The organism is Listeria sp. ILCC797 (genome assembly GCF_900186185.1).
Lineage (GTDB): Bacteria > Bacillota > Bacilli > Lactobacillales > Listeriaceae > Listeria > Listeria goaensis.
In genome coordinates this window covers 33,185-48,709 of sequence record NZ_FYBS01000007.1, presented here as the reverse complement: position 1 = coordinate 48,709, position 15,525 = coordinate 33,185, and the positions used below count along the sequence as shown (strand labels likewise).

The following is a 15,525-nucleotide window of genomic DNA, read 5'->3' as shown; positions in this document are numbered from 1 at the left end:
TAGCTAGGCAAGAGTGTCTTGCCTAGCTATTTTTTGAAAGGAAATAAAAAATTGAAAAATAATGAGCCCGAAACATATCCAAGGATTCAAAAGAAGTCGCTAAAGGAACAAGAAGCGATTATTCAAGCCTATTTAAAAAATAAAGAGGTAAGTTTTCATTGTAAGAAGTGTGGTTATCATTTTACAATTCAACAAAAAATGCAAAATGTAAGCTGTCCAAAATGTCGAACAACTTTTCATCGCAATTTTAAAAAGAAAGTAGAGATTCAAAAATGAAGAAACGTAATAAATGGTATTTGTTCATTATCGTTGTCAGTGTAGTTTTGATTGGATTTGGAGGCTACTGGGCGTTTAATTTTAAAGAAGAAGCTACTAGTGCAGTTGTAGACAACATGAAAGTACAAGTATTAAGTCAAGAAACGACAGATCAAGTCGGGACTTCTGAGTGGAAAAAGAAAGCAACAGGAACATTTCTCATCTTAGATGCTGAAATGACCAATCAAGCTAATAAAGAGCAACCGGCTAGCCTATTGACATTTAAAATAAAAGATACAAAAACAAAAAAAGAATATCCATTATCTGAAAGCGCAACAATTTCAAACGCTTTAAATAAAGACGGGAAAATGAAAGATGTCTTTTTCTTGAGTACTTTAGCAAAGGGAGAAAGTAAAGAAGGACAACTCGTTTTTGAAATGCCTGCAAAAGCAGCAAAAGCAGATAGTCTGGAACTTGTTATTTCAAGCACAAAAACAGCTCAACAAAAATCGATAAAAATACAGAATTAATCTGTTTTAAATAAGGGAGTCACTAAGTTATGAAATTCCGAATTACTTGCTATTTGCTAATCTGGATTGGTGTTCTTCTTTTTAGTATACCTTTTCTGAAAAATGAATACCTAACTTACCAGACGACTAAATATGATGTAACGCAGTATACAAGTCAAGAACTTGCAGCAAATGAAGATAAGGCGGGCACAGAAGCTCCTAAGAGCAATACGCCTGCAGATATACAGCCACCATCCGTAAAAGGCATATCGAAATCAGCGACGCACAACTATTCGGAGGATGTTGTTGGCGGAATTAGCATACCGGAGCTCCATATCCAGCTACCGATATTACAAAAAATGACAAACGAAAATTTATATGTAGGTGCAGCTCCGGTGGTTAGTGACCGGAAAATGGGAGAGGGTAACTATGTTTTAGCCGCCCATCATATTCACCGAGAGAATGCTTTCTTTGGTCCTCTTATGAATGCAAAAAAGGGAGAAAAGGTTTATCTCCAAGACGACACATTTCAATACAGCTACCAAATTTCAAACGTAAAAGTAGTTCCAGAAACGAATACAAATGTGTTGAAACAAACGGAAAAGCCTACACTTACGCTTATTACTTGTGACAAACCAACAGCAACAACAAATCGCCTCATTGTAACGGCAGACTTAGTACAGAAACTCTCATTAACTCAAGTAAGTAAGAGCGAAATGGTTTTTCAAACGAAAACAATGCCAACCTTTAACTTTTGGACAATCATTATCGGAATAAGTGTTATTTTTATAGTTGGCCTCTTAATTGTGATTATGTGGAGAAAGCCTAAAAAGAATAAATAACCTAGGCCTCAATTAGTTTAGAATAAAATGAAAAGGAGTCTCGCGTATTGGAGTCTCCTTTTTGCTTGCCGAAAAATGGGTGAAAACAAAATTATCATCGCAAACCTATTGTGAGAGATTTAAAAATTGTTTCACGTGAAACATTATGGTAGATTTAGTTGCCATGAAATGCCGAAGCGGTCTGATACCCATGCGAATTTTTGGCTAAATCCGTAGTTATCTAGAGGCATTAAAACTTTGCCATCTGCGGAAAGTAGGGCAAGATAGGATTCGAGTTCTTCTAAATCCTCACAGTTAATGAAAAAAGAAGTAGATGGGGTGAAATCAAAATCGTGTTTAACGCTGCTATCGCTTATGAAAATTTCTAAATTATGGATTTTGATTTTCCCAAGCATGATGCCATCAGCTTCATTTGGCTGTTTATTTATGAAGAGTATCTCCGCATCACGAAAAGTTTCTAAATAGAGCTGTATCGCCTGTTCAGCCGCTTTATTTTGGAACATTAGAAAAGAATTGATTTCTTTCAACTGAATTCCTCCTTCTAAAAACGTCTTTTTTTGCATTATAACATGGCTAATAATGTGTGAAAAGTCGCTAGAAAAAGTGTATGATTGAAAAGGAATAGGGAGGTTGAATTGGATGAGCCCTAGAGGGAAGTTTTATATGTATGCGGTTGTGAATGCAGCGCCATTTTTGCCATATCTACTATTTATTTTAGTCGGAAATGAGTACGAAGGCTGGCTAAACGGCTATGCCGCACTTATTATTTTTTACGTGTTTAATTACACAGGAACATTTTTATTTAACGCATTCGGTAGAAGAATGAACGCCAAACAGCATTTATTGCTACTTTTATGCATGGGCATATTCGGTTCGCTAATTGCCACGCTTGCCCCGTTCGCAACATTTTGGATTGAAATCGGTGCCGTTTTTATCGGAATTTCAAGCAGTATGATTCTGCCACTTTACATTACTTTGCAATATCACGAGCGATTTTTTTATGGGAGAAAAATGAGCAATAAAAATTACTTAGCTGCGCTTTCTGTTCTCCTTGTCGCAATTTGTGCCGCAATCTTCCTCGTGAAGTTTACTTTTCCATGGGTGGCGTTCTTATTTTATGCGCTACTTTTAGTTGTGACTTTCTATTTTGTTTACAAATTGCCAAATTATGAAGTGGGGAGAATTGAAAAAACCGGCTTTTTAATGCGCCCATTTATTATTTTTCTTGTGTTTTCAGTCATCATTTTCGTTATAAAGGGTGTCCGAACAACTGATTTGGCAAGCCTAGTAACCCTTGCAGTTCTAGCCTGCCTAGTAGGGATTATCATCTTAACCGTGACGCTTATTCGCTTCCGTCCTGTTTTAAAACTATCCGTGCTAGTTCACTATTTTTCACTTGGTCAAGGAATGGCCGTTAGTTTTGCCCTCTTATATGGGACGTTTTACTCTTTAGCAGAGCAAAATTTCAATTACATGATGTTTAGAATTTATTTAGTGTATTTTTTCGGCATTATATTTTCACTGCTATTTGAACCGTTGTTTAAGAAATTTTGGAAAAAGCGCCCGATTTTGGAGCTATACGCGATAGGAATAGCTATTGGGGTAGTCTGTATGGTTTTCCCATGGACGATTTCAATTGGCGTTTTCATTATAGGCATGTTTTCTTCAATGACGGGCCGGTTTTTAAATCGGCAGGCGTATAGTCATTCGTCGGACGCGATGAAAGACGCGAGTTTGTTGCTCCGAAGTCGTTGGAATAAATTAGGCAGTATTGCACATCAAATTACATTGGTGTTCTTGCTTTTCCTAGGGAGCCTTTTTTCTGAAAAGTTGACGATCACAAATGTTGTCTACGCGCTCGGCGGTAAAGGAAATTTTGAGCATGCTTTTCTCCCAGATTTGCTTTTTGCTGCTGGTGTAATTGCACTTGCGATTATGAGTTACTGGTTTATCGGGATAAAAAAATATGTAAAAAGTGTTAAAAAGTAAACACCTAAGCTCGTTTGCTTGACGCATAATGGACTTTGGCATAATCTGAACGAGAGGTGAGGGAAATGGCGATTATACATGCGAAAGAAGAGGAACTTGACGAATTAATTTCCAATCATCCGAGAATATTATTGAATTTTTGGGCGGAATGGTGCGCACCGTGCCGATGTTTTTGGCCAACGCTAGACCGATTTTCTGAGATGGAAGGCGAATTTATTCAAGTTGTGAAGGTAAATATAGATAAAGAAAGACCACTTGCGGAGCGTTTTCAAGTGAAAGGGATTCCGAATTCCATCGTAATTGTGGATGGTGAAATAAAAGGGAGTATTGCGGGAATTGTAAGTTGCGAGGAGCTTCGTAGTCGCGTAAAAAGTTTCATTTAAAAAGCCACATGTCATTCAGCGACATGTGGCTTCTTTTTTTATTTAAACGTACGGAAACGTTTTTCGTCATCGATAAATTCTTTTTCACCTGGTTCAGCGACAATGTTACCAAATGGCATTTGTGCGCGTAAGTTCCAGTTTGCTGGAAGGTTAAACTCAGCTTGTACAGCATCATCAATTAAGGGGTTGTAATGTTGCAAGGACGCGCCAATTCCAGCGTTTGCAAGTGCCACCCATACAGAATGTTGCGCGATACCAGTTGATTGTTCAGACCAGATTGGGAAGTTGTCTGCGTATAAAGCGAAGTTTTCTTGTAAGCCTTCGATAACTTCTGTATCTTCAAAGAATAAAACGGTGCCGTAGCCAGCACGGAATGAAGCGATTTTTTCTTCAGTGGACGCAAAGCTTTCAGCAGGAACGATGCTGCGAAGCGTTTCCTCCGTCATATTCCAAAGCTTGTCATGGCTTTCTCCAAAAAGAATAACGGCACGAGAACTTTGGGAATTAAAAGAAGATGGGCTTAATTTAACGGCTTCCTTGATGATGTCCTCGATTTCGTTTTGTGATAAAGAGACGTTTTTGTCTAAAGCATAGATGGAACGGCGAACTTTAATTGAATCTAAAAATGTATTTGTCATTGATTAAAACTCCTTTTTAAATGTTATCTACTTACATAAGTATAGCAACTATATTTTTAATTTCAACTATAAAATTTCGAGAAAAGTTGATGTAAACGCTATCTATGTTGTGGTTCTAAATGAAAAAAATTTAAAAGTAAGAATAAAAAGCTTGCAAAAAAGAACGTTTGTTCGTATAATGAAATTAGGAAGAGGTGATGATAATGGTTTATGCTTTGCCGCTAAAAGAAATTGAATTTGATACCAGTCTAGCGTCTTTAAAAGTGCGTCCAGTGCGCGATGTTGTGGAACAAGAAAGTTTTCTTATTACACTTCAAGATGCCATAAAACGAGAATGGCTGGTGCGTTTGCAATATTTTGAGGAGGCCGACGTAGCCCATTTAAACTTGGCTCCATTTGAAGATCCGGAAGCTTTTCACGGGTTAGGCTGGGTACGCACGTTAGAGCTTGTGCCTCTCGAATTAGATGAAGTAACGCAGGAGATTTTACTGCAAGATGTACTTGGAATTATCTATGCCGTTCAATTTAGCGATATAGTGAATATTGAATTAATGTAGGGAAATAGCAAGCGACTATCATGGTCGTTTGCTATTTTTTTGTTTAAATTCAAAAGAGCTTCTGCTATAATATACAAAAGTATAAAAAGACAGTTTTTTTAAGCAATTTAAAAAATTGTGGCTAACTTCACAATTTCGAAAGTAGGTGTCTTGTCGAAAAAAACAAAAAAGGCTCATGTCTCACCGGTTGGCGCAAATGATTGGTAACCTTTTGAGAAGAAATACTGGTGATTCGTTTTTTAGTAAAATGACTGTGAACAGGAGAGATGATGAGTGGAGCGTGTCTATAATTTTTCAGCGGGACCGGCAACTTTGCCAGTTCCAGTACTAAAGCAAGTCCAAGAAGAACTATTATCGTATAAAGGATCAGGGATGTCAGTCATGGAGCTAAGCCATAGGTCTGCACTTTTTCAAGAAATTATTGATTCGGCCGAGCAGCAGCTTCGCGAGTTAATGGATATTCCAGATAATTACAAAGTGCTTTTTTTACAGGGCGGTGCAAGTTTACAATTTGCGATGGTGCCTTTAAATTTAGCGCAAGGCAAAAAAATAGAATTTGTGAATACAGGAAGTTGGTCGAAAAAGGCAATTTCAGAGGCTAAAAAGCTGCCGAATGTTACGACTTCCGTCATTGCGTCATCTGAAGATAGAAATTTCAGCTATATTCCAAATATCCCTGCACCGTCTGAAGATGCAGCTTATTTGCATATTACAGCAAACAATACGATTGAAGGAACAGCGATATTTAACGTGCCTAAGACGGGTGATGTGCCGTTAGTTGCGGATATGTCATCGAATATTTTAGCGAGCCACTACGATGTGCGTGATTTTGGACTTATTTATGCGGGTGCGCAAAAAAATATCGGCCCAGCTGGACTTACGATTGTCATTGTTCGCGAGGATTTAATTGGGGGGGCGGAGAACTTGTCTTCTATGCTTGATTATCAGGTGATGGCAGATGATGGGTCGATGCACAATACGCCGCCTACGTTTGCGATATATGTGGCGAAACTAGTATTCGAATGGATTAAGGCGCAAGGTGGTGTGAGCGGCATGGAGGCTTTGAATCGCCGAAAAGCAGGTCTGCTTTATTCGTATATCGATGAATCGAATCTATTTAGCTCACCTGTTGAGCCGTCTGTTCGTTCGCTGACAAATATTCCTTTTACGACCGGTGACGCAGAACTAGATCAAGCGTTTATAAAAGAGGCTCTAAAAAAAGGTTTTGTGAATTTAAAAGGGCATCGTTCGGTTGGCGGAATGCGGGCGAGCGTGTACAATGCGTTTCCAATTGAAGGCGTTGAGGCGCTTGTTGCTTTTATGAAGGATTTTGCACGTAGCCATGAAGGGGGAAAGGTTCATGTTTAATATTGAAACGTTAAATGCGATTGCCGATGAGGGGTTAAGAACTTTTGATTTGGAAAAATATGTGCTTGATGCGAATGCGTCCCCTGATGGTATTTTACTTAGAAGTTATGGTCTGCACGATTATGATTTCCCAGAATCATTAAAGGCGATTGCGCGCGCTGGTGCGGGTGTGAATAATATTCCGCTTGAAGTCTGCTCGGAGCGCGGTATTGTCGTATTTAATACGCCTGGAGCCAATGCAAATGCGGTGAAGGAGTTAGTGCTTGCGAGTTTATTTATGGCGGCTCGGCCGATTATCGAGGGCAACATTTGGGTGCAAGGAATCGATGACGAGGATGTTGAAACGAAAGTAGAAGCGGGCAAAAAGGCTTTTTCTGGAACGGAGCTTTATGGGAAAAAATTAGGTATTATTGGACTTGGCGCGATTGGTGCACTGGTTGCCAATGATGCGGTGGCGCTCGGTATGGATGTCGTTGGCTTTGACCCGTATGTTTCGGTGGACACGGCATGGAAGATTTCAAAAGACGTCAAACGTGCTATCACACTTGAAGAAGTTTTAGCGACATGCGACTATATTACGGTTCATGTTCCGCTGCGCGACAATACGCGCGAAATGTTCAATGCGGAAACCTTGCTTTTATTAAAGCAAAACGCCGTGTTGCTTAACTTCTCCCGCGGGGAACTTGTGAATCAAGACGCAATTTGTGAGGCGCTAGAAGCCAATCAATTGCGCATGTATATTACTGACTTTGCAACCAAGCAGCTGCTTCAAACGGAAAAAGTTCGCGTCCTACCTCACCTTGGTGCTTCAACGGAAGAAGCGGAAACCAATTGTGCGCTGATGGCGTCCCGCGAATTACAATATTTCTTAGAAACAGGTAGCATCAAAAATTCGGTGAACTATCCAGCGGTTGATATGCCCTATAACGGGCATCCGCGAATTGGTGTGTGCCACCGCAATATCCCGAACATGGTTGGACAAGTGACGACGATTGTCGCGAATCATGCGATGAACATTATGGATTTAACGAACCGTAGCCGCGGCGATTATGCATATACGCTAGTCGATATGGACCGAAATGATTCCAATAGTTTAGAAGCAATCAAGCTTGAATTAGAAGCTGTTGGTGGCATTTTGCGTGTGCGAATTATCGAGCCTTTAGGCGTTACGGTATAAATTATTTCCCGGGAAATAATGGAGCCTTGAGAAATTTCTTGAGGCTTTTCAAATTTAGGAGGAAAACTAATGGTGAATGTACGACCGTTTCAGGCAGTAAGACCGAATGAAAATGTAGCGAATAAAATGGCGTCCTTGCCATACGATGTTTTAAGTAGTGCAGAAGCAAGGGTGCTAGGCGATGCGAATGAATATTCATTTTTACATATTGATAAAGCGGAAATTGATCTTGAGAAATCATTATCGCCGTATGATGACTTGGTTTACTTAAAAGCGAAAGAAAATTTACGGGCGTTTTTACAAAAAGAATGGTTGAAAAAAGATGTTCGTGCGGGTTTTTACATTTATGAACTGGAGATGAATGGGCGCACGCAGACGGGGATTGCAGCAACGACGGCGATTGACGACTATATTTCTGGGAAGATTAAAAAGCATGAGTTCACGCGGGAGGAAAAGGAGCTCGACCGGATTCGTCATGTTGACACTTGTGATGCGAATACGAGTCCGATTTTTTTGACGTACCGTGGAAAAGCAGAAATCAATGCTGTGATTCAGCAATTTAAGGCTGAAAACGACCCTATTTATGATTTTACAAGCTTTCACGATGTGGCACACAAGGTTTGGCATATTGATGATGCGGACATTGTCGCAAGCATTTCGGCGGCATTCGCGTCCATTCCGGCGCTTTACATTGCGGACGGTCACCATCGCACGGAATCGGCTGTTAAGGTAGGATTAAAACGGAGGGAGGCGCACCCGAATGAAGGGCCAGACGCGGAATTCAATTTCTTTTTAGCTGTCTTATTCCCGGCTGAAGAACTCGAAATCCTCGACTACAATCGCGTTTTAAATGTACCTATCCCGACCGATTTCTTCGACCAACTAAAAGCGCGTTTTGACATCACAGAAAAACAATCTGCGCCGTTTAAACCAAGCGCGCCAAAACAAATTGGACTTTACACAGGCGGCAATTGGTACGGCTTAACCGCCAAAAAAAGTCGCATACCGAATGATGTCATCGGCAGCCTTGATGTTTCGATTCTCCAAAATGAAGTGCTCACACCGATTTTCGACATCCGCGATATTAGGCGTGACGACCGCATCGATTTTGTTGGCGGCATTCGCGGCCTTTCCGAACTAGAAAAACGCGTAGATAGTGGCGAATTTTCTATTGCCTTCGCCATGTACCCGCCAACAATGAATGACCTACTAAGCGTGGCAGACGCCAATGAAATTATGCCACCAAAATCCACATGGTTTGAACCTAAACTATTAAGCGGTCTTTTTGTCCACGAACTAGAAAGTAAATTAGACTGATGATAATCTTCATCAGTCTAATTTTAAAAAAACGGTTGTTATTCACATGTGGATAAGTTAAAATAGTAGATATTAAATTTTATAACTTGTGAATAGCAAGCTTTGGTGAAAGCAGAGCGAACTGTTGAGTGCAAATGAAAATTTATTCAAACTAAATTTATCCGTTTTGTTGCGGAGAAAGGTGGGGTAGAATGGATTTTGATACTATTGCTGCGATCTCAACACCGCCAGGCGAGGGTGCCATTGCAATTATTCGATTAAGCGGTGATGAGGCGATTCCAGTAGCGGATCGTATTTTTTATGCCAAAAAACGGCTTAGTGACGCAGAAAGTCATACCATTCATTATGGTCATATAAAAGAAGAAGGCGAAACAATTGAAGAGGTGATGGTCTCGGTTATGCGTGCGCCACGGACGTTTACACGTGAAGATGTTGTGGAGATCAATTGCCATGGTGGCATCGTATCGGTGAATCAGGTGTTGCAGCTCCTACTAAGAAGTGGCGCTCGCCTAGCTGAACCAGGAGAGTTCACAAAACGCGCCTTTTTAAACGGAAGAATTGATTTATCACAAGCGGAAGCCGTGATGGACTTAATTCGAGCGAAAACGGACAGAGCGATGGGTATTGCGCTCAAGCAAATGGACGGCAATTTGTCGCGCTTAATACGGAGCCTTAGACAGGAAATTTTAGACGCGCTAGCGCAAGTCGAGGTGAACATCGACTACCCAGAATACGACGACGTGGAAGAAATGACCGTGAAAATGCTACTCGAGAAAACGCACCTCGTGAAAGCGTCGGTGAACCAGTTGCTTCAAACCGCAAGTCAGGGGAAAATTCTACGAGAAGGTCTTGCGACGGCCATTATCGGCCGACCAAATGTGGGGAAATCATCGCTTTTGAATCAGCTCATTCAGGAAGATAAAGCGATTGTCACGGACATCGCAGGAACGACGCGTGACATCATTGAAGAGTACGTGAATGTGCGCGGCGTGCCGCTTCGCTTGATTGATACGGCGGGCATTCGCGAAACCGAGGATATTGTAGAAAAAATCGGGGTAGAACGATCACGAAAAGCTCTCGCAGAAGCCGATTTTCTGTTGCTCGTTTTGAACCAAAATGAACCGCTAACGAAAGAGGACGAGGCGCTTTTTGAAGCCGCACGCGGAACCCGTTTTGTTGTCGTGTTAAACAAAACCGATTTAGAACGCAAAATAGATATCGCTAGCGTCACGCGTTTAGCAGGCGGGCAACCAGTCGTAGAAACATCCATGTTAACGGACGGCGGCATTGTGGAGCTTGAGGAAGCAATTAAAACGCTCTTCTTCACTGGCGAAATTGATGCTGGAGATGCGACGTATGTTTCAAACGTGCGCCACATCGCCTTGCTTCATCAGGCGTCAGACGCGCTAGACGCTGTCATTTTAGGTGTTGAAACAGGCATGCCAGTTGATATCGTGCAAATTGATATGACCCGCGCCTGGGACTTGCTAGGCGAAATTACAGGCGACTCGGTACAGGACGAATTATTAGATCAATTATTTAATCAGTTTTGCCTTGGAAAATAAGGAGTGAAATAGATGCAAATTTATGATGCAGGACAATATGATGTTATTGTCGTTGGAGCTGGCCACGCAGGCGTTGAAGCAGGCTTAGCTAGCGGGCGTATGGGCGCAAAAACGCTCATGCTCACAATTAATTTGGATATGGTGGCATTCATGCCGTGTAATCCGTCTGTCGGCGGTCCCGCAAAAGGCGTTGTCGTACGCGAAATCGATGCGCTCGGCGGCGAAATGGGACGTAACACGGATAAAACGTATGTGCAAATGCGCATGCTAAACACCGGAAAAGGCCCAGCAGTGCGCGCGCTCCGTGCACAGTCGGACAAATGGGATTATCAGCACGAAATGAAGCACACCATCGAAAAAGAGCCTAATATTACGCTAAAGCAAGGTCTCGTTGATCGCCTAGTCATCGAAGACGGAGTTTGCAAAGGTGTCATTACAAATGGCGGTGCAAAATACACGGCGGATGCTGTCATTTTAACGACGGGTACTTTTTCGCGCGGTGAAATTATTGTCGGCGAACTAAGATATTCCAGTGGTCCAAACAATCAGCAACCGTCCGTCAAGCTGTCCGAACACTTGGAGGAATTAGGCTTCATTTTAAGACGTTTTAAAACGGGCACCCCTCCGCGTGTCAAATCAAGTTCGATTGATTATTCGCAAGCAGAAATTCAACCGGGAGACGAAAACCCGCGTTCATTTAGCTTTGAAACAACTAGCATGGTGCTTGACCAATTGCCGTGTTGGCTCACTTACACAAATGAAGGCACACATACCATTATTAATGAAAATTTAAGTCGCTCGCCAATGTTTACAGCCACGAAAAAAGGAACGGGCGCGCGTTATTGCCCGTCCATTGAAGACAAAATCGTGCGTTTTAGTGATAAGCCGCGCCATCAAATCTTCCTTGAACCGGAAGGTCGCAACACTGAAGAAGTTTATGTCCAAGGGCTTTCAACGAGCTTGCCAGAAGACGTTCAAGAAAAAATGCTTCGGACGATTCCGGGGCTTGAAAATGTTGAAATGATGCGTGTGGGCTACGCGATTGAATATGATGCGGTGATGCCTGACCAGCTCTGGCCATCGCTTGAAACGAAACTTATTCCGGGCTTGTTTACAGCCGGACAACTGAACGGCACGAGTGGTTATGAGGAAGCGGCCGGTCAAGGCCTGATGGCGGGAATTAACGCTTGCCGCAAGGTGCAAGGCAAGGACGCAATTATTCTAGGCCGCGACGAGGCGTATATTGGTGTTTTAATTGATGATTTGGTTACAAAGGGGACGGAGGAACCGTACCGTCTATTGACCTCTCGCGCAGAATACCGTTTACTGCTACGCCATGATAATGCGGATTTGCGCTTAACGGAAATTGGACATGAAATTGGTTTGATTTCGGATGCTCGCTACGCTCGCTTCCTAGAAAAGAAAGCCGAAATTGAAGCAGAAATCAGACGCCTCCAAAAGACGCGAATTAAGCCGACTGAGGAAGTCCAAGCGATGCTACGCAGTTTAGGTAGCGCCGAACTTAAAGATGGTATTTTAGCCGCAGATTTCTTGCGCCGTCCAGAATTGACATACGAAAAAATCATCCAAATTGTTCCACGTGAAACAATTGCTTCACCGGATGTTGCAGAACAAGTGGAAATTCAAATCAAATATGAAGGCTACATCGAAAAGTCCTATCAGCAAGTTGAAAAAATGAAGCGCATGGAAGATAAGAAAATCCCTGAAAATATTGATTATGACGCGATTTTCGGACTTGCGACAGAGGCGGTTGAAAAGCTCAAAAAAATTCGACCACTTTCCATCGCACAAGCCAGCCGAATTAGCGGCGTTAACCCAGCAGATATTTCCATTTTGCTCGTTTATATTGAACAAGGAAAAATTGCGAAAGTGAAATAAGCTTAAGAAGCATTTAAACAGGTTTTAGCTTGGCTGATTCCGATTTAAATGCTTTTTTTGTTGGTATAGTCTAACAAGAATGCCCGAGTTATGATAAAATAAAATGGAAAATGATTGGAAAAGGGGAAGAAAATGAATCCAGAACAATTTAAGGCTGCTCTTGCTGAAAAAGGCATTCTTTTAAATGAAGATCAAATGAATCAATTTGATTGTTACTATAAAACGCTGGTCGAATGGAATGAAAAGATGAATTTAACCGCAATCACTGAAAAACAAGACGTGTATTTGAAACATTTCTATGATTCGATTTCGGCTGCTTTTTTTGTAGATTTTACAAATGTTAAATCTGTCTGTGATGTTGGGGCGGGCGCTGGTTTTCCAAGCATTCCACTTAAAATTTGCTTCCCACACCTTGAAGTTAGCATTGTCGATTCCCTCGCGAAACGAATTACATTTTTGAATCATTTGGCGGAACAAATGCAACTTGGAAATGTGAATTTCTATCATGACCGTGCGGAAACATTCGGCCAAAACAAGGCACACCGGGCGCAGTTTGACCTCGTAACAGCTCGTGCCGTTGCGCGAATGAGTGTGTTGTCGGAGCTATGCTTACCGCTTGTGAAAAAAGGCGGAGTTTTCCTTGCGATGAAGGCACAGCAGGCGGAGCAGGAGCTCGAAGTGGCTGCAAAGGCAATTTCTCTTTTTGGGGGAAAAGTGACGAATCATTTTGCGTTTGAACTTCCAGTTGAGCGAAGCGAACGAAATATATATGTCATTGAAAAAACAAAGGAAACACCGAATAAGTATCCGCGTAAGGCGGGAACGCCGAATAAACAACCGATTGAGTAATGTTTTTCATTCTGCTAAAATAGAGGTAGGACTTAAAATGAGCGAACGAAGCTTGGAAAGGACGAAACTGCATGGCTTTTTCACTATTTGGAAAAAAGGATAAAAATGAGAATAACGAAGCCGAAGAAATGAGTTTGCAAAAACATGTTGAAGAGCTGTCAATTGATTCCATTATACCTAACCAATTTCAACCGCGAACGGTTTTTAATCAAGATAAAATTGAAGAATTGGCTGAAACCATCCAAATTCACGGTTTAATTCAGCCCATCGTAGTGCGCGAAATAAAAGATGGCGGCTATGAAATTATTGCTGGAGAAAGAAGGTATCGTGCGGCACGCCATTTAAATTTAGAAAAAATCCCTGCGATTATTCAGAATTTTAATGATGATGATACGGCTGCGATTGCATTAATTGAAAATTTGCAGCGCGAACAGTTGACGCCAATTGAGGAAGCGAAAGCGTATGATGCGCTTCTTGATATGCAAAGTGTGACGCAAGGCGATTTAGCGAAACAAGTTGGGAAGAGCCAATCGGCTATTGCGAATAAACTACGGCTTTTGAAGTTGCCTAAAGAGGTTCAGGACGCGGTTTTGGTGAAAGATATTTCTGAGAGGCATGCGCGTGCGCTTCTCGCTCTTGAAACAGAGGCGCAGCAAACATTGGTTTTAAACGAAATTATCAAGCAAAATTTTAATGTGAAACAAACCGACCAACTTATTCAAGAAATTTTAACAAAAAAAGAAGAAGCTCCTAAGCCTAAAAAGCCACAAATTCGGGCTGTCAGTAAGGATGTTCGCATTGCGCTTAACACGATTAAAGAATCTGTTCAGCTGGTTCAAAAAAGTGGGTTAGACTTAGAAGTTAAAGAGCAGGAATCCGAGGAATTTTTTGAGATTACGATTCAGATTCCAAAAAATAAATCATAGGGAGGAATCTGTTATGAAAATCGTGAAAATTATTTGGCATATTATCGGAATTAGTTGCGCGGCAATGATTTTACCATCATTCGTATCTTCTATTACAACGGCTATCTTGAGCTTGCAACCGCAACGCATGGTTATTTTCTTTATGTACCCGATGTTGACGAGTCGTGCGGCGTCTGAAGTGAGCACGGCAAGAGCATTTTTAAATATGGGATTAGGTTATTTAATGTACATTGTTGCTTTCGTATATATTATCCTACTCGTACGTGATATTTATGGCTGGTATAAAAAAGCGAAAAAGTACGATGCAGCAAACAACTAGAGGCAATCTTGCAAGGGATTGTTTTTCTTTTTTTAGGGTATAGAAAAAGGAAAATGTAAAAAACAGATAAGAGATAAAGGAGGGAGCGGGTTAACCGCGCAGGTGTATGACTAAAATTGTTTTTGTAAAAGACGAACAAGGTGAATTTCAAGCGTATGACTTTGTACGCAACTTAATTCTTGAAGAACCTTTGATGGCAACGTTACTTCTTCAAGGGCTGTTACAATTGGAACAAGCGGAAACAAGAAAAATGAGTACTGGCAAGCAAATTTTACCAGATATTCATCTTACGATAGGGAAGAGCCAAGCGTATTCCCTGCAAAGCACGCGTATTGAAACGTCCATCGACCAACCTATTCAAGAAATGAAAATTCATTTTAAAGATAAAAACTGCCGCCTTATTTATTTTACTGCTTTCTCAGAATCTGAAACATACTACTGTTTTGCTAAAGGATATTTCAAAGATAAGAACCCATTTACAGATAACATGGGAGCTTATCGTGAGGAAGCAAAACGAATTTTCCTAAGTCGTGTAAAGGCCGAGCTAAGCATTGGTATGAGCGACTATGATTTTAACACTTTAAAAGAACTTGCGTATGAAAACGAAGGTATCGTTCACTATTTAGATAGTTTTTCTGCGAGACTAGGTCAATTTGTTTTTGCCAAGCGAATTGCTAAGAAGTGGTCTCAACTTGATATGGCGCTAAAATCAGACTTATCGCCAACAATTATCGAGCGTATTGAAGCAGGAGATCCAGATTTGACTTTGCGTATGTATCAAAAGGCTTGGCAGGCACTGGAAGTTAAGGCAACATTTAATTTAAATGAAATCTCAGCGAAATAATATGCTATAAATCCTTTAAGGGCGCCCTTTGCGGCGTCTTTTTATGTGTTGTAAAACAATGGAATCCAGTTGAAATGTTTCACGTGAA

17 protein-coding genes are annotated in these 15,525 nt (G+C 41.2%); 15 read left to right on the top strand and 2 right to left on the bottom strand.

Annotation, left to right across the window (positions count from 1 at the left end):
* Positions 1 to 51: 51 nt before the first annotated feature.
* The 3 genes from BN1609_RS08610 to BN1609_RS08600 are packed head-to-tail and all read left to right on the top strand — an operon-like array spanning position 52 to position 1,606.
* Positions 52 to 276 (top strand): hypothetical protein, encoded by a 225-nt coding sequence (locus BN1609_RS08610; protein ID WP_088816008.1) that lies wholly within the window; start codon positions 52 to 54, stop codon positions 274 to 276.
* Positions 273 to 785 (top strand): DUF4352 domain-containing protein, encoded by a 513-nt coding sequence (locus tag BN1609_RS08605; RefSeq protein ID WP_088810089.1) that lies wholly within the window; start codon positions 273 to 275, stop codon positions 783 to 785. Before BN1609_RS08610 ends, BN1609_RS08605 begins: the two co-directional genes overlap by 4 nt.
* 29 nt (positions 786 to 814) lie before the next feature.
* Positions 815 to 1,606 (top strand): class A sortase, encoded by a 792-nt coding sequence (locus tag BN1609_RS08600; RefSeq protein ID WP_088810088.1) that lies wholly within the window; start codon positions 815 to 817, stop codon positions 1,604 to 1,606.
* A gap of 143 nt (positions 1,607 to 1,749) precedes the next feature.
* On the opposite strand, the gene BN1609_RS08595 is transcribed toward BN1609_RS08600, so the two are convergent.
* Positions 1,750 to 2,133, bottom strand: a complete 384-nt coding sequence (locus BN1609_RS08595; RefSeq protein ID WP_220387119.1) for a VOC family protein — start codon at positions 2,131 to 2,133, stop codon at positions 1,750 to 1,752.
* 112 nt (positions 2,134 to 2,245) lie between these two features.
* On the opposite strand from BN1609_RS08595, the gene BN1609_RS08590 reads away from it, so the two are divergent.
* Positions 2,246 to 3,595 carry a hypothetical protein gene (locus tag BN1609_RS08590; protein WP_088839026.1) on the top strand — a complete coding sequence of 450 codons (1,350 nt, stop codon included), beginning with the start codon at positions 2,246 to 2,248 and terminating at the stop codon, positions 3,593 to 3,595.
* A gap of 65 nt (positions 3,596 to 3,660) precedes the next feature.
* Positions 3,661 to 3,978: a co-chaperone YbbN gene (locus BN1609_RS08585; protein ID WP_088810085.1), complete on the top strand. Its 318-nt coding sequence runs from the start codon at positions 3,661 to 3,663 to the stop codon at positions 3,976 to 3,978.
* A gap of 38 nt (positions 3,979 to 4,016) precedes the next feature.
* Here the strand turns inward: BN1609_RS08585 and BN1609_RS08580 are convergent, their stop codons facing one another.
* Positions 4,017 to 4,616, bottom strand: a complete 600-nt coding sequence (locus BN1609_RS08580; RefSeq protein WP_088825766.1) for a nitroreductase family protein — start codon at positions 4,614 to 4,616, stop codon at positions 4,017 to 4,019.
* A 203-nt stretch (positions 4,617 to 4,819) separates the two neighbouring features.
* On the opposite strand from BN1609_RS08580, the gene BN1609_RS08575 reads away from it, so the two are divergent.
* The 10 genes from BN1609_RS08575 (at position 4,820) to BN1609_RS08530 (ending at position 15,437) form a co-directional block, all read left to right on the top strand.
* Positions 4,820 to 5,173 (top strand): hypothetical protein, encoded by a 354-nt coding sequence (locus tag BN1609_RS08575; RefSeq protein WP_088810083.1) that lies wholly within the window; start codon positions 4,820 to 4,822, stop codon positions 5,171 to 5,173.
* Between the two features lie 273 nt (positions 5,174 to 5,446).
* Positions 5,447 to 6,541, top strand: coding sequence for a 3-phosphoserine/phosphohydroxythreonine transaminase (gene serC, locus BN1609_RS08570; RefSeq protein ID WP_088840754.1), 1,095 nt, complete (start codon positions 5,447 to 5,449; stop codon positions 6,539 to 6,541).
* The gene (locus BN1609_RS08565) at positions 6,534 to 7,718 is read left to right on the top strand and encodes a 3-phosphoglycerate dehydrogenase family protein (RefSeq protein ID WP_088810081.1); all 1,185 of its coding nucleotides are present in this window, start codon (positions 6,534 to 6,536) and stop codon (positions 7,716 to 7,718) included. The genes serC and BN1609_RS08565 overlap by 8 nt, the downstream gene beginning before the upstream one ends.
* A 69-nt stretch (positions 7,719 to 7,787) precedes the next feature.
* Positions 7,788 to 9,035: a DUF1015 domain-containing protein gene (locus BN1609_RS08560; protein WP_088840753.1), complete on the top strand. Its 1,248-nt coding sequence runs from the start codon at positions 7,788 to 7,790 to the stop codon at positions 9,033 to 9,035.
* Between the two features lie 191 nt (positions 9,036 to 9,226).
* Positions 9,227 to 10,600, top strand: a complete 1,374-nt coding sequence (gene mnmE / locus BN1609_RS08555; protein WP_088816014.1) for a tRNA uridine-5-carboxymethylaminomethyl(34) synthesis GTPase MnmE — start codon at positions 9,227 to 9,229, stop codon at positions 10,598 to 10,600.
* A gap of 12 nt (positions 10,601 to 10,612) precedes the next feature.
* Positions 10,613 to 12,499, top strand: a complete 1,887-nt coding sequence (gene mnmG, locus BN1609_RS08550; RefSeq protein WP_088839022.1) for a tRNA uridine-5-carboxymethylaminomethyl(34) synthesis enzyme MnmG — start codon at positions 10,613 to 10,615, stop codon at positions 12,497 to 12,499.
* Positions 12,500 to 12,631: 132 nt separating this feature from the next.
* Complete coding sequence (gene rsmG, locus BN1609_RS08545) at positions 12,632 to 13,348, top strand: 16S rRNA (guanine(527)-N(7))-methyltransferase RsmG (RefSeq protein ID WP_088816016.1); 717 nt, start codon at positions 12,632 to 12,634, stop codon at positions 13,346 to 13,348.
* A 71-nt stretch (positions 13,349 to 13,419) separates the two neighbouring features.
* Positions 13,420 to 14,274 carry a nucleoid occlusion protein gene (gene noc / locus BN1609_RS08540; RefSeq protein ID WP_088816017.1) on the top strand — a complete coding sequence of 285 codons (855 nt, stop codon included), beginning with the start codon at positions 13,420 to 13,422 and terminating at the stop codon, positions 14,272 to 14,274.
* Positions 14,275 to 14,287: 13 nt separating this feature from the next.
* Positions 14,288 to 14,593: a hypothetical protein gene (locus tag BN1609_RS08535; protein ID WP_088810075.1), complete on the top strand. Its 306-nt coding sequence runs from the start codon at positions 14,288 to 14,290 to the stop codon at positions 14,591 to 14,593.
* Between the two features lie 106 nt (positions 14,594 to 14,699).
* Positions 14,700 to 15,437, top strand: a complete 738-nt coding sequence (locus tag BN1609_RS08530; protein WP_088840752.1) for a transcriptional regulator — start codon at positions 14,700 to 14,702, stop codon at positions 15,435 to 15,437.
* The last annotated feature ends 88 nt before the right edge of the window (positions 15,438 to 15,525 follow it).